Consider the following 15,222-nt stretch of genomic DNA (forward strand, 5'->3'; position numbering starts at 1 on the left):
ATACAAGATTAAGTATATACTTATTCGAGTTGTTTAGGTCAAAAATTGCAGAAAATCAATAAAATATTCAGGTTTATGTGAAGTAATCTTTCAATATATGGCAGAGGACAGGTAATAGGTGACAGATGACAGGGTTAAAAACTTTATGGTGTCTAAGTTTTATTATTTATCGATGTCCTAACCAACTTGGCTACTGTCATAGCTTGATATTAATCTAGGACTTATGCTGTAAGACGCAAAATCAAGCTTTTGGGGTGTAGGCGTATATGTATCTCAAACCCTTACACCCCAACACCCATTCTTCACAGACAATCTTGGTACATAAGTCCTAAAATATTTTGATCTACCAAGGATTACCAATCATGGTAAAGGCTGACCAAAAATAAGGATGAGTCAGGCTTTTGTCACCAAGTTCTAGTAGAACTGGTGGTAGAGGTAAATCACCATGAGATGTTTTGAGTTTACCGTTTTCTAGGCGTACTTCTCCTTTCAGCATAGCTATTTGTGCTTGTCGGAGGGCTTCGGCTTTAATCGGGGCTTTTTGTAACTTTTCGTAAAATTCGGTCATTAAGCTAAATGTGCCTTCATCGGAGACATACCATAAACTAGCTAATGCAGATTTAGCACCAGCTTGTACCGCAAAGCCAGCAAAACCTAATTCTGCATCTTCGTCACCCAAGGCTGTACGACAAGCACTCAGCACCACCAGTTCTACAGGGGGGTTATTCCAGCCAAGTTGACGCATTTGATCCATTCTCAGTTGGCTATCCCACAATTGAATATAAGAGTTACCGGGCGCACCTTTTCTAAATTCACCATGAGTTGCTAGGTGAATAATGCCGTAGGGTGTTTGTTGTCGTTGGGCTTTGAGATTTTTCAAGGTGAAGGCTTCGTTTAAAAAGGCTTTACCTTGCCAAATTTTTTGAGTGATGGTGTTTAATTCTGTGGGGACGGCTGGTAACGGATCGAGGGTCATGAATTTCGATGCGCCCATACCCAAAACTTGGGCTTTTTTAATGTCAACATATTGAGTGTTAGTTAAGCTGAGGCTGGGCATTAAACCAACACTATAGCGTTCAACTAAATATTGTTTACCATCATAAAGTGCGGCTACGGGCATAGCGCGTAATCCCGTATCCATGAGAAAAACTAAGTTATTAATTTCTCTGGTTTTGAAGTTAGATTCAAGGGGTGCAATTAGCCAATTGTATAGTTGTTCAGCAGGCTTGATATAGGTGCGACGCAGGGCGGGGTCTGTAACTGCACTGCTTAATTGACGGCTGGCGGCGATAACTTGCGATCGCGTTACATTTGGAAATACTTGCCGAATTGGTTCACCTTTAGCTGTCACCACTACCAATTCTAAAACATCGTTATCTTTAGAAAGAATGGGTAGTTGAGCCGTTTCTTTAATGCTTGCAGGAACAAATGAAATGTAAATTAAGGCAGGTTTAGCACCTGTAGAAGCTTCAATTTTCGTGAGAACTTCTTGCGCCTCTGTCACAGTTTTAACTAGAGGTTTGCCTTCTCCTAAATACTCCCCAACTTTGTCAGTAAACTTTTCATCCAGTTTAGATACTGGGTCTACAACAACTTTTACTGGCGGATTAACTATGATCGGTGGTACAGGAATGGGGTCATCAATGTTTGGTTCGGAAACAACAGTTACATTCACCTGTTGCGGATCAGATTGAGAAACGCCATCACTGCTTCTGACTGTGAAAGCTGGGATAACACCATTGGAATTTGCTGGTGGCGTATATACTAAAACCGTACTAGAAGTTAATACGCTACCAGATGTCACGGGCGTACCATCTTGAAAAGTTAAAGTACCTGATGAAATCGCATCAAAAATGATCGTCAAGTTGTCATTATTGACATCACTGATCATCGGATTTAAAGACCCAAATGTAAAAGTTATCGATTTATTTGGAACTGTGGAAAAGAGTGAATCGGTTGTGATGGTGGGTGGCGTATTTATGGAAGTAAAGTTAGCGGCATTACCAGTATCTGTAACTGTGCCGCCATTGGGTAAAACTGGAAATGAAGTAGTTGTTGTGGGCGTATCATTTCTCACAATATTTCCGGCTGTACCATTAGTAGTGGAATTGCCCACAATAAATGGGACGTTATTCGGCCCGCCATCATGTTGAATTGTGATTGAGCCGGATTGAGTGGTACCAGTGGCGTTAATGGTATCACCAGTAAAACCACCTTCACCATCAGGAATGAAGCTTATACCTCTTACCAATCCATAGGCCAAAACATTAACATCTCCGCCTTGGGCTGTACCTACGCTAAAATTAAAACTTTGAGTATTAATACTATTAAAAGTAATATTATGCCCAAATGTGCCACTAGTTCCGGCTTGGAGGGTGACTGCACCTGCAACAACATTTCCGAAACCTGATGCTGATGTGTCAATATCACCTGTGGTAATGCTACCGCCTGCGGTTAAAGTCACATCACCACTGGTGTTACTGAAACCAGAGCTAGTAATATTTTGAGTTGTAATATCACCTGTAGCACTGATAATTACAGGGCCACCATAAAGACTAAATGAAATATCACCTGTGACATTTACATTACCTGGAGAAGATGTGCTTCCTGTTGATGTGAATGAAGAGCCACTGGTAATAAAACTAGAGGGATTACCAGTGGTAACTTCTTCTAAACTAGTCACACCTGCTCGTAAAATCAAAGCTGGCTGACTACTCAAAATTTGACCATCTGGAGTAGTACTAGAAAGGGCGGTATCTGCACCAGTTATCACAATTTCGCCAGTCGTAATACTGCCACGGGATTCTACTTTTAAAGATGGCCCATTATAGTTCCCAAAGGTAACATCTTCGTTAGAACTAAAAATTGGGTCAACTAAACTAATAAAGTCTGCCCCTTGCTGCTGAGAATTGAGAATTGAAAATTTACCACCACTAGCAAAATGCGCGTCTAAAGAAATATTGCCATCACTGATTAAAGAGAGATTACCACCACTAATAAATGTTGTTTGCTGTAAGTGATTAATCGCAAAAATATCAATACCTTGATTGCCTTGAATCGTCAGGTTATTGCCAGCAGTAGCCGAGAAACTTTTAGCGACACTATCACGCACTCTGACTGTATCTTTCGCCAGTAAATTTAAGTTATTTGTGGCAGCAAGTTGACTTTCTGGTAGTGTTAAATTGTGGTTAGCTGCCAGGGTGACATTTTTCCCAGATGCTTGATTGACGACAACATCACCATTACTCACAGTCAAACCAGAACCAGTTAACTTTACTTCACCATTATCTACAACTAAATTAGTGGCATTTCCTCCACCACCACCAGTTAATAACGCCGCTAAATCATTCGATGGCAAATTATTATTAGGGGAATTTAACGGTTGAATTTCCAAACTCAACGGGTTTCCTGCCAAACTGACTTTGAGTAGACTACTTCCCGGTACAGATGCAATTGTGACGTTACCCCCAGGGGCTGATAAACTGCCTGTACTTACCACTGTGCCACCAAATAAACTGAGATTATTGCCAGTTGGTACAGCTAAATTACCTTGATTGAAAATCGCACTAGCAACACTACTATCAAAGGCAAAACTATTAGGTGTGCCAATAAGTTGACTGTAGTTGTTTGTGCCAACAGCATTTAACCAGTTATTATTCCCAAAACCGAGACGAGTGGCTGTAGTAGCTGTAAAGGAGGCTGGTACGTTTAAACTGGCGTTTTGCCCAAAGATAATACCTGCGGGGTTGATTAAATATAAGTTGGAATTGCCTCCTGTGACGCGAATTATGCCGTTAATGATGGATGCGTCTCCACCTGTGACTCTGCCTAAAATGTTTTGGATGGATGGTTGGGATAAAAAGTTGGCTGTTTGGTTGGCATCGAGTCCAAATTTGCTGAAGCTATGGAAAAGGTTGGCTTTGTCGCTGCTGAGGCTACCACCACCAATATTAATGTTATTACCTTGGGTGTTAACTGTTGTACCTGTGCCGTCGTTGGCGGGGGTGATGTTTTGGGCTATGGCGGCTGTGGGTATGAGGCATAACAGCAAGGCAATATTGCTGAGTGCTAATGTTGGCTTTTTAGCTTTGGTAATAGCAGGGAAATTTATCTTGCTACCAGGAATGAGGGCTTTTTTTTGTAAACTAGGTTGAATTTGCTGTCGGCGTTTTTTTGCCTTGATAATTGCAAGTTGGGAGTTCTTAATTTGCTCTTGTCTGCGTTGCTGTGATATTGTTTCGGGATGGGTGCGATAGTAGTATAAGGGCTGATAGATATGCTCTACTTCCGCAACTTCGGAAAGTCGCAGACATAAATCATAATCTTCTGCTATTGCCAGTGTTTCGTCAATTCCTCCAGCTAATTCCAACACTTCACTGCGAATTAGGCGGAAATGAAATGTCATGAACCGATTTAACAGTTCTTCTCGGCTATAAGGTACCAGACAGCGATAGCCATAACTAAGAATTGTATTATTTTCATCAATGTCTAAATAGTCGGTGTAAACCCAGCCAATATTGGGTTTAGCATCTAATACGGCTGTGGTTTGGGCTAGTGCAGTGGGGGCGAGTAAATCATCACTATCTAGCCAACCAATATATTTACCACGAGTTGCAGCGATCGCACCTTTTAAAGCTTTGGCTACTCCCAGATTATATTTGCTGGCTATTACCCGCACGCGGCGATCACGCTGTTCATATTCACGGGCAATGGCTAGGCTATGATCTGTAGAACCATCATCCCAAATCAATAGTTCAAAATCTGGGCGAGTTTGTGATAAAACACTTTCTATGGCTAATTTGAGATAATTGGCGCGATTGTAAACTCTGATGATGATAGAAATTACTGGCTGCATAAAAATTATATTTTTTTAATTTTTTTATTGAGAGTTTAAAATTTTTAGTTATCTTTTGCATCAATAGAATATAGATTAGCTTATTAAGTTGCCAACAATTTATAAAAGTTTGCAGTTTCTCCTAGTTAAAGATGTTAATTTTTGCGAATGTTTGCAAAATTAATTTGTTATGGATGTGTTTGCTAAAGTTAATACGGACTAATTCATTTATGGAGGTAGGGAACAGGTGACAGGTGACAGAAGAAGAATTTATGTAACTAAATTCTGTGTGAGGATTTAAGTAAGTCGGTGGAAATAAACCAAAGTATATTACGAAGCGTAAATATCCTGGAAACACTTACAAATGACCAATGACCAATAACAAATGACAGCCCTCACTAGTTATTTTTAATTTCACCGACCTGCTTAATTGATTATTGTCGGTAACATTAAATATTTTTGAAAAATTTTAAAAAATATGAGACATTTTTATGATACTCAGCCAACACAAAAACAAGCTATTAATAAGGGGATAAGTAAAGCAGTTACATCCAGCAGCATTATCGGGGGACTAACGGCAGTTTTTGTATTAGCAAATTCGTTAGTACCAACAACTTTGTTTGCCCAAGAAAAATTAGAAATTAAAGACTTTGACTATTGGGCGAATTTTTGTAAGTTGTTGGGAGAGGAAAAGAAATATGATGAAGCGATCGCAGCTTGCAATCAAGGTATTTCTATCAAACCCGACGAACCAGAAATTTGGATTACCCGTACAGAAATTCTACTCCAGCAAGCCAAGTATAGTGAAGCCTTAGTATCAGCCGATCGCACCTTGCGCCTGCAACCCAAATATTCTTTAGCTTTAGCGCAAAGATGTGAAGCCTTATTAAATTTAAACAAAACTGCCGAAGCGATCGCCGCTTGTGATTTAGCCTTACGTTCTGATGGTAACTGGGGCAATCATACAGAAGTTGTAGCCTTGTATAACCGGGCTTTAGGGCAAAGTAAATTAGGACAATTAGACGCAGCAATTACCTCCTATAATCGCGCCTTAGAAATTCATCCCAACAATTCATTAGCCTTAGTCGGAAATTGCCAAGCATTATCCAATTTAAACAGATTCAGTGAAGCGATCGCCGCTTGTGACGCAGCCATTAAAGTTAATAAAAACTGGGGTGATACTACACCTGCAATTGCTTGGTATACTAAAGGCTTGGCACAGAAAAAAAACGGACAATTAGAAGAAGCGATCGCCTCCTTTGATCAAGCCGTAGCCATGAATCCCAAAGATGCAGATATTTGGTTAGAACATGGTAGAGCATTAGCAGCCATTAGTAAACCAGAACAAGCGGCAGTTTCATACCAATTTGCTGTCAAACTAAGTCCTAATTATGCTTTGGCTTTAGCCAGTCAAAGTGCCAGTTTCAACAAATTAGGCAAATTTAAAGAAGCACAAGCAGCCGCAGAACAAGCACTCCAAGGGGATAGTCGCTGGGGTGATGTCAGCCCCGCCTTAGCTTGGCAAGAAAGAGGAATCGCCTTAGCCGGATTAGGAAATTATGAAGAAGGATTAGCCTCAATCGAAAGAGCGATCGCCCTCAATCCCAACTATGCTGAAGCATGGAATAATCGTGCCGCAACTCAATGGTATTTAGGCAGATATTCTGATGCAATTGCCAGTAGCGATCGCGCCACCGAAATCAATCCCAAATATGCCCAAGCATGGTTTAATAAAGGCAGAATCCTCAAAACCTTAGACCGCTATTCCGCATCTCTAGCAGCTTATAATAAAGCCTTAGAAAATGTGGGCAAATTCACAGATCAATCACTCATAGCCAATATTTGGGCTAACAGGAGTGTGGTTTTGTGGCATTTATCGAGAAATCAAGAAGCCTTGGTATCTGCGGATAGAGCGATCGGTATTAACCCTAATTTACCCCAAGGATGGTACAACCGAGGCATCGTTTTATTTAACTTAGCTCGATATAATGAGGCGATTAATGCTTATAATCAAGCCAGTACTTTAGCTCCTATGGATGCAAATATCTTAGCAGGTAAAGGCGTTGCCTTATTAAGATTGGGTAAATTAGAAGATGCCGTCAATACTTTTACCGCCACCTTACAACTTGATCCCAAAAATGCTTTAGCATTAGCTAATCAACCCATTGCCCAACAAAAATTGCAAGCACAACAAGAACAACAAAAACCTAAATTACCAGTTGTACCAGAGACTAAAGTGCGTTAATCCTAATATCCAGTTTCAGTCTTCTAATTTGTACTAATTCGTAGTGTTCAGATCCCCGACTTCTTGAAGAAGTCGGGGATCTTGCTTCTCTACAAAAATAACAAGTGCTGAGTAGAAACTAATCACAACAAGAACGTACAGATGATATCAAATTATGCTGACTATAACCTGCTAAATACTGTTCTAAAACACTAAATTGGGGAATATTTAAACTGTAATAAATCCAACGTCCTTCTTGACGAGAATTAACTAAACCAGCGTCCTTCAAAGTTTTGAGGTGAAATGAGAGTTTTGATTGACTAACATTCAAAGCATCGCATAAATCACATACACAAAGTTCTTGCTGTCGCAATAATTCCAGCACATTAATCCGTAACGGATCGGAAAGTGCATGAAAGCCCGCAGCAATTAAATTTGGAACAGTAGAGGGAGTTTGCATGAGGATGAGTGGGAGTGGGGAATAGAAATATTGTAAGAATCCAGGAGTCAGAATGTTGGTATATTTTGTAAAATTATTCTGGCTCAACAGATGAATAGTTGTGAATTGCTATTAAATTCTGACTTCTGACTCCTGAGTTCTGAATTCTTACAAAATATACTATTGCCTTTCACATACTAAAATCATTTCCTTTTCGCCACAAGTGATTCGCAACTCCTCATCAAGATAGAGAATTTCTAGCCGACCTTTAGGCGATCGCTCCATGATAAACTTAGCTTCTCCAGTCTCAGAATTAATTCCTTGTGGCGGAACCAGCCCAAACATTAATTTAAACAAACCAAACATCAAACTATCTTTTAAACTGCGTTTGACATTTTGACTCTGCTGACCAAAAATTGTTCGCCATTCATCCATTTTATTTGGGTCTTTTGGTGCTAAAATCCCTCCAGTAAATTTGACTTGTAGCGCCGTATCACTAATTGGTTCACACACACTCAAATTCCGCACAACCCCCGATATTTGTGGGTAATTTTCATCAACCGTTGTAAATTCCACAACAATATCATGACTACGCTGTTCGCCATTTCCTAATAAAAAAATAGGTTGTGAAACTCGGTCAATTACTAATTTTAGTGTTGTCGGCTGAAACATATTAAACGCCAGACGACCAAGAGTGTAGACAAACTTACCATTTCCCAACCGTTTACCGCCCGGAAAATTAGGCGCACTAATTAATACCCAATTACTATCTAATAGCTTACCTTTACGAGTTGGTGCTGGATTTGGGTTAACAAGTCGCAAATTTTCAATAGCAGCAATTACCGTTTCGTCCTTAGTGTTACCACCACAAGCAGCCAATATCTGACGTAAAGCTAGTTTCGCCTTTACACATTCTCTTGTATCTACTGCCATAGCGTTGAAATTCTTTTATGCAACTGCTTGTTAATCTAGACCATTGGCTGATTTCATGTTGCTTGCCTGCCATCTTCTTTAAAAAATTGTTACATTTTTGGTGGGTAGACAACTATTACTTGAAGCATCTCACTCATTATGTCCAACAGCTTGTTAGAGCCATTATCCCCAACAACCACAGAAAATTTACCTGCTGGTGGACTAGACCCAGAACGCTTTGATTGGTTAGAAGTTTGGTATCCTGTCCACTATGTTGCAGATTTAGATAAATCCCAGCTAACACGCTTCACCTTACTAGAGCGAGACTTAGTTTTATGGTGGGATAACAATGAACAAACTTGGCGGGCTTTTGAAGACCAATGTCCCCACCGTTTAGCGCCACTTTCCGAAGGCAGAATTAATGAAGATGGACGGCTAGAATGTCCTTATCATGGTTGGGCATTTTCGGGAACAGGCAAATGTGAAAGCATTCCCCAACAAGTACCAGGCGGAAAAGCCGAAACATCTCCCCGCGCTTGTGTAAAATCATTCCCAACCACAGTCAGACAAGGGTTATTGTTTGTTTATCCTGGTCAAGCTGAGAATGCTGCCAAAACACAGGTTCCCATCGTTGATGTTTTAGAAGAAGATACAGATGGCTGGGTTTGTCTGAATACCTTTCGAGACTTACCTTATGATGCTTTGACATTAATGGAAAATGTTCTCGATTCCAGCCACATTCCTTATACCCATCATCGCACCGTTGGCAACCGCGCTAATGTTGCGCCAGTCGAATTAGAAATTGTCGAGTCTGGTAAATGGGGCTTTAAAGGACTTTGGCAAGAAGGCCCCCGCAAAGGCACTTTAGGCAAACAAGATACTACCTTTATTGCGCCGGGGTTGATGTGGCATGATCTCACCTCCAAGCAATTTGGTAGAACATTAACAGTCGTTTACGCAACTCCCATCCGTAAGGGGGAATGTCGCTTATTTGCCCGTTTTCCTTTCAAATTTTCATCAAAATTACCAGGGTTATTTATTAAACTCACGCCTCGCTGGTACTCTCATCTAGGGCAAAATGGCGTACTGGAAGATGACCAGATTTTCTTACATCACCAAGAACGTTATTTAGAACAAAAAGGTGGCACTGATAACTTTAGCAAAGCATTTTATTTACCAACTAAAGCGGATATTTTTGTATTTCAATTGCGTTCTTGGGTCAAGCAATATTGTGCAGAATCATTTCCAGGAAAAACTTTACCGCCGCCACTATCCAAAGCAGCTTTATTAGATAGATACCATTCCCACACCAAACATTGCAGCAGTTGTCGAACTGCCCTAAAAAACCTCCAAAGTTTGCGTTTAGGAGTAGTGATAGCAACCGCATTAATTTGGAGTTTGTTGTCTTTATCAGTATTATTTCCCGGTGATATTTCTCATATCACGGTCATTATTGCCAACTTAGCTGTATTACTGGGTGGCGGAATTTGGTTTGGTTTAGGCAAGTTAGAAAAGCAATTTTATCAAGGGCGAGAAATTCCACCACGAAATATATAGCAAAGCAGGGTAGGTTGGGTGGAGCAACAGCGAAACCCAACAAGGTTTTGATAATGATTCTCGATCGCACTTTATTCTGCTATCTATTCCAATCCTGGCAAGGTTAGCTGAACTGCTGATGATTTTGAGGCGGCAGGGTAGTTACAACTAAATCACTGGGTCTGGAGGCTCAGTGCGATAGCTTAAGTGTTCAAGATGATATTCAACTGTATCACGCATATCGCGAACCGTGAATTCCATTTCAGAAACCGCTTCGCAACTGCATAGAATCACCGTGCCACAATTCTTTGTCTTTTCTAAAAGTTTCGGAAATTCCGTTTTCAGGTTTTGTACAATTTCTTGAGCTATCGTGCTGTATTCCTCCTTATCAGTGACATAAACAACGTATAGCCTGAGTTCATAGGGTTCTTCGGAAGGAAGTTCATGTTCGGGGTCATAGGACAGACGGAAAAACAATATTCCAGAAGAATTTTGCTTGCCTTTCTTATCAATGTGTTTAAGAAATTCACGAAGCCGATCAACAAGGCTGTTCGGTAGAGCATGGCGGCGATATCTAGCTGCCAACCAATTCTGAAGAATCTGCCGAGAACGAGGAGTAAGTCCATAAGATTCGTCAGGCTGCACTGCTTCAAGCGTATTTTTGTCTAATATGAATCTTTCTGGCGCGAGCAGCTTAAGGAAAACAGGGGTTTCACCATGTGTGTATTCCAGGTGTAGAGTGCGGGGGTTTTTCCCATGTGTATAATTTCCATCGCACTCCTCTAGAATACGAGCAAATATAAATTCTACAGTTGGCTCAACATCTAGATTGTCATTGGCGATATCGCAATCATGAGATATTGCTATAGCCAGATCAGCATCAGGTACGTCGCTCAAACCTACTGCCTGAAAGTCTTTCTGCGCCAGTACGCTACCCTGCCGCCAGGATGTGTTTCGAGACCAAGGCATTGCTCGCACTAACTCCTTTCATAGATAGACACAGGAAACTCACTCAATACATCATCGAGCGATCTCAGGTGTTTACCAGATCCCTTAGATTCACGCCGGGTCTGAGCTTCTCTATCAGCTACTGCCTTGAGAGTTGGTAAAAATGTTATTGGGTCTTCATCTGTCTTGAGTATGTCGAGCAAGGAACGCCCATTTAAAATTGGACGATGCACCAGTTTATCTAGACGGATGATGTTTGCGTGATTAAATTTGTCTGCGGCGCGAGATAACTGCTGAATACGTATTACAGCTTCTTCTTTTGGCTCTTGTCCTGCCAGCCAAGCATAGACAGTAGGACGAGTGACCCCAAGAACAGAAGCCAGATCAGACATATTTACAGAAAATACATCACGGATATTGGCAACATGATCAGCAGGGGAGCGTGTATCAATATGCTTGGACTGAGAAGGTTCGATATGTATACGTGGATCATAGACCCATCTGTTTAACTCGGTAGCACTTTGAGCAGTCAAAATACCACCTGTGCCTGGCGTTAAAACTGGTGGATCAATTAACTTGATAGCTGGATGAAAATTATTGGTCTTTTTATCTTGAACAGGAGAGGAGGGATAAGGTTGTATTGTTATAGTCATAGTCTTAAGCCCACTTTTCTCTAGCGTATTCAGTCACCGAAACATTGAAAGCATTGGCGATGATGTCGTGCGCCTTCAAAAGCTGATCTTCAATTTCTTTAAGGTCAAAGCTGTCTCGTCTAACGACGAAATAATCAGTATCTAACACGGCATTTCGCCCATTAATCTCTGTGAATCGGGGTTTCAGCTTGAGCTGTAACAACATCAAGTCAGGTGACAAAGCTAATCCCCCATCCGTAATCAATGCTCTAGCAACCAAATTACCAGACCCGATAGTTGTGACCGTCTCAGTAAAGCTATGATTTAGACTACCTTGTAAGCTTGGAGAAAATCCAAGCAAAGATGGACTCAAGTATTGTTGGAGAGTATCATTATCCATCGGCACAACAGCGTCAAGATAACGAAGTCCAATCCTTTCAACATAAGCCAGTTCAACTATTTCATGTACCAAACTTAAGCCAGATATGGTTTTGTTCAAAAAATCTGCAAAGGTCTCGTATCTAGTAGTGTGAAAAACCAAGGCATTCGAGAGCAATACGTATCCTTCGGTACATTCAGTATTCGTGAAACTCCAGCGCCTATGTGGTATATGACGAACATCAGGTTGTGATTCGTCTAGTCGGCGAATTTCGAGTTCAACTTGATTTTCGTCGCGGAAGTCAGGGAACCCACTTCGGCGCAGGCGCTCCTGCAAATGGGCAACATAATCCGACATTTGGGTAATTGGGTTAAATTGAACCTGAGCCAATGTGTAGAACACGGGCGCAAGAGTCATTTTCGACGACGTTGCTGTCATATACCCCGCAAGGATTTCATGGTTCTACTTTACATCTCATTTTACACTTTTACGGACTGAAATTATATAAATAAAATTTTGGTTTAGCTTAACGGTTAAAAATTGAGGAAACGTCTCTACATGGTTTTGGGTTTGACTCCTTATTATTCCCAGCCTGCACAGAGATTTCCAGGAACAGGTTCAACTATTGGCCGTCTAGAGGGACAATAAAAGTCAAGACTTAGGAGTAGTAGCTCATGGTTAATTAATGCAAAACTCTCCGGATAGCTTTTCTTGCTCCCGTATGCTTACCCTTTTCATTCTGGGGTGACGTGGTTAACATGGGTTGAACATATTTTTAATGATTCAACTTTATGCCTAGAACACCGAATGAGTACGCTGTACACCTGTTGCTGGAAACTGGTCATCGTGAAGAAGTGCGGTTTCCAACTATTCAAGAATTTCAAAAATGGTATAGTGGCGAACTAGTACCCAAGTCTACCTCGAATGATTTTATCAGTGTACCGATCAAGAATATTCAGGGAGAGTATATGGTTGTCCGCCCATCTCGGATTGTGGCAATCCGGGTAGAACCACTGTTTAGTTCTAGTGTTGAAAGATTCGACTAAATCATGAGAAAAACCCTTGCTTTGGCTTCTTTGAGTCTAGGAATTGCCCTTGTTAACACAATTTGGCCAGCTGTTGCTCAAGTTCCGACGACTATACCATTACCTGTACCGTTACCTACACAGCCAAGCACTCCCCCTGAGTTCCAATTACCACTCGAACCTGTAGAAATTAGTGATACTTGTACTCCTGTATCTACTTGTTTGGGATGGGATGATCAAATTTTTGGTCGTCCAGGCAAAAGTGGCGATCGCAAAGCTCTTTTAGCGGCCATTGACAATAGTTTAGATTATTTGGCAAAAGATAAAGCGATCGCCGCCTATCAAGATTATCCGGTGCCAGGAATTACCCGCGATCGCGTGCGGCGCAGTTTACTGCGTTTCCGGCAATTAGTCACAACAGCCAAATCTGCCAGTCAACTCAGAACAGCCGTTCAGCGAGAGTTTGTGTTTTACAAGTCTGTTGGCAATGATGGCAAGGGTACTGTTAAATTTACTGCTTACTATGAGCCTATTTATCAGGCCAGTCGCGTTAGAACTTCTATATATAAGTATCCCCTTTATCGACTACCGCCAAATTTTGACCAATGGGCTAAACCCCACCCAAAACGCATTGAGTTGGAAGGCAAAGATGGTTTACTGGGAAATAAAAGCCAGTTGCGCGGTTTGGAATTGTTGTGGTTCCGCAATCGCTTAGACGCATACATGGTACATATCCAAGGTTCTGCCCAAATCAGGTTAACCAATGGCAAAACTACTTCTGTTGGTTACGCTGGCGGTACTGACTATCCTTGGACTAGCATCGGCAGAGAACTCGCCAAAGATGGCAAACTGCCCCTAGACGGCTTAACCATGCCACGCTTGATTAGTTTCTTCCAGCAAAATCCTCTAGAGTTAAATAATTATTTGCCTCGTTGGGAACGCTTTGTGTTCTTTAAAGAAGCTCCAGGAAGAAAAGCCACTGGTAGTATTAATGTGCCGGTGACAGCAGAACGTTCCATTGCGACTGATAAATCGCTGATGCCTCCTGGCGCACTAGCACTAATTAATGGTACATTCCCCTATCCTGCTGCTGGTGGCAAATTACAACCGCGTACTGTCAGCCGTTTTGTCTTAGACCAAGATACAGGCAGTGCGATTAAAAGCCCAGGCAGGGTAGATTACTTTATGGGAACTGGTAAACTAGCAGGCGATCGCGCTGGAATTACAGGTGGCAATGGTTCACTATATTATTTGCTACTCAAAAACTAGGGAGTAGGGAATTGGGAGTAGGGAATGGGGGAAGAAAAATTACTTACTCCCTACTCCCCACTCACAACTCCCCACCTAATATGGTGGATAACCAAAATCATCTTCATCAGCGTAAATATAGGAACTAGAAACACCAGCCATAACTGGTTTACTGGTTTCTGTTCTCACTGGTTCCTTACCAAATTCTTTGTATTCTTCAAAATACTTGCAAATAATCGCCGACTCAGGCGCATCAGAAGCAATCAGGTATTGTGTTAATGTTCCCACTGTTGGATGCTTGTAATCTACAGTCGAAGCAACTAATACAGTATTCGGCTCAATACCTCTTTCTTCACACTCAATTATCGGGCAGAATATCCCATGCGCGTGGAACAAAGGGCCTTTTGGTGTTAATGGTTGTTTACGATATACAGCATAAGCTTTTTCTAATTCGGCAACAAAACCACTCACCACTTTGCCTTGTTGAAACTCACAATAGGTTTTGCTGAAACTTGCTCCGGCTGCACCATTCAGGGTTAATTGTAGTGGCAAGTCATGTAAAAATTTCTTATCTTCACTGACTAAGAAAATTAAATAGCGCGTAAAAGTTTTAAACTTCAGTTTATCCGCTAAAAAAGCATCATAATTTTCTTTGAGCGTACCTAACTTCAGCCCTGTTTCCCGGTCTTTGACTGACAAAGGGCCTCGGCGCACTATCACCAAGCGCGGAGTAGTAGTCATAAAAACTGTTTCGACACCAGAGCTAAATTCATGCTCTACTTGCTGCCAATTTTCATCCGGCTGAAAACCCACAGCATTAGCATTATCTAACTTGATGGCGAGACCATAGGTTTGCATCCCATCAGTGCCATACCGAGGATTAATCATCTGACACCAAGGGATGACTTGAGAAGGCGGCGCATTAAATTTTTCGTCCTCAAAGTCGAACTTAGCAGATGCTTTCATCGTTTTAGGCTGTAGGTAAGTTTTACTATCCAAGTTGATTGTTATGCGCTGATGTGGGAATCGTATCTCCCATTTGTAC

Annotated in this window: 11 protein-coding genes; 4 read left to right on the forward strand and 7 right to left on the reverse strand. The window is 41.3% G+C overall.

Annotated elements, in window-relative coordinates; all coding sequences use genetic code 11:
* Positions 1-343: 343 nt before the first annotated feature.
* Complete coding sequence (locus H6G79_RS21030) at positions 344-4,855, reverse strand: CHAT domain-containing protein (RefSeq protein ID WP_190593272.1); 4,512 nt, start codon at positions 4,853-4,855, stop codon at positions 344-346.
* A 457-nt stretch (positions 4,856-5,312) separates the two neighbouring features.
* On the opposite strand from H6G79_RS21030, the gene H6G79_RS21035 reads away from it, so the two are divergent.
* Complete coding sequence (locus H6G79_RS21035) at positions 5,313-7,079, forward strand: tetratricopeptide repeat protein (RefSeq protein WP_190593271.1); 1,767 nt, start codon at positions 5,313-5,315, stop codon at positions 7,077-7,079.
* A gap of 118 nt (positions 7,080-7,197) precedes the next feature.
* Here H6G79_RS21035 and H6G79_RS21040 read toward each other — a convergent pair whose 3' ends face one another.
* Positions 7,198-7,518: a helix-turn-helix transcriptional regulator gene (locus tag H6G79_RS21040; protein WP_190593270.1), complete on the reverse strand. Its 321-nt coding sequence runs from the start codon at positions 7,516-7,518 to the stop codon at positions 7,198-7,200.
* Between the two features lie 159 nt (positions 7,519-7,677).
* On the reverse strand, positions 7,678-8,430 hold the full coding sequence (locus tag H6G79_RS21045; protein WP_190593269.1) for a PAP/fibrillin family protein: 753 nt from the start codon (positions 8,428-8,430) through the stop codon (positions 7,678-7,680).
* A gap of 138 nt (positions 8,431-8,568) precedes the next feature.
* Between H6G79_RS21045 and H6G79_RS21050 the strand changes: the two genes are divergently transcribed.
* A complete protein-coding gene (locus H6G79_RS21050) occupies positions 8,569-9,966 on the forward strand; it encodes a Rieske 2Fe-2S domain-containing protein (RefSeq protein WP_190593268.1) in 1,398 nt (465 codons plus the stop codon).
* 147 nt (positions 9,967-10,113) lie between these two features.
* Here the strand turns inward: H6G79_RS21050 and H6G79_RS21055 are convergent, their stop codons facing one another.
* Genes H6G79_RS21055 through H6G79_RS21065 form a run of 3 tightly spaced genes read right to left on the reverse strand, consistent with a single transcriptional unit; the run spans position 10,114 to position 12,342 of the window.
* Positions 10,114-10,914 (reverse strand): hypothetical protein, encoded by an 801-nt coding sequence (locus H6G79_RS21055; protein ID WP_190593267.1) that lies wholly within the window; start codon positions 10,912-10,914, stop codon positions 10,114-10,116.
* Between the two features lie 8 nt (positions 10,915-10,922).
* On the reverse strand, positions 10,923-11,546 hold the full coding sequence (locus H6G79_RS21060) for a hypothetical protein (RefSeq protein WP_199334080.1): 624 nt from the start codon (positions 11,544-11,546) through the stop codon (positions 10,923-10,925).
* A gap of 4 nt (positions 11,547-11,550) precedes the next feature.
* Positions 11,551-12,342: a TIGR04255 family protein gene (locus H6G79_RS21065; RefSeq protein ID WP_190871361.1), complete on the reverse strand. Its 792-nt coding sequence runs from the start codon at positions 12,340-12,342 to the stop codon at positions 11,551-11,553.
* A gap of 353 nt (positions 12,343-12,695) precedes the next feature.
* Here H6G79_RS21065 and H6G79_RS21070 point away from each other — a divergent pair, with 353 nt between their 5' ends.
* Positions 12,696-12,950 carry a hypothetical protein gene (locus H6G79_RS21070; RefSeq protein WP_190593265.1) on the forward strand — a complete coding sequence of 85 codons (255 nt, stop codon included), beginning with the start codon at positions 12,696-12,698 and terminating at the stop codon, positions 12,948-12,950.
* 3 nt (positions 12,951-12,953) lie between these two features.
* Entirely contained in the window at positions 12,954-14,198 is a 1,245-nt protein-coding gene (locus H6G79_RS21075) for a murein transglycosylase A (protein ID WP_190593264.1), read from the forward strand.
* A gap of 75 nt (positions 14,199-14,273) precedes the next feature.
* On the opposite strand, the gene H6G79_RS21080 is transcribed toward H6G79_RS21075, so the two are convergent.
* Positions 14,274-15,143: a DUF5895 domain-containing protein gene (locus H6G79_RS21080; protein ID WP_190593263.1), complete on the reverse strand. Its 870-nt coding sequence runs from the start codon at positions 15,141-15,143 to the stop codon at positions 14,274-14,276.
* Positions 15,144-15,222: the final 79 nt, after the last annotated feature.

The sequence above is a fragment of the Anabaena sp. FACHB-83 genome, from assembly GCF_014697485.1.
Classification (GTDB): domain Bacteria; phylum Cyanobacteriota; class Cyanobacteriia; order Cyanobacteriales; family Nostocaceae; genus Nostoc_B.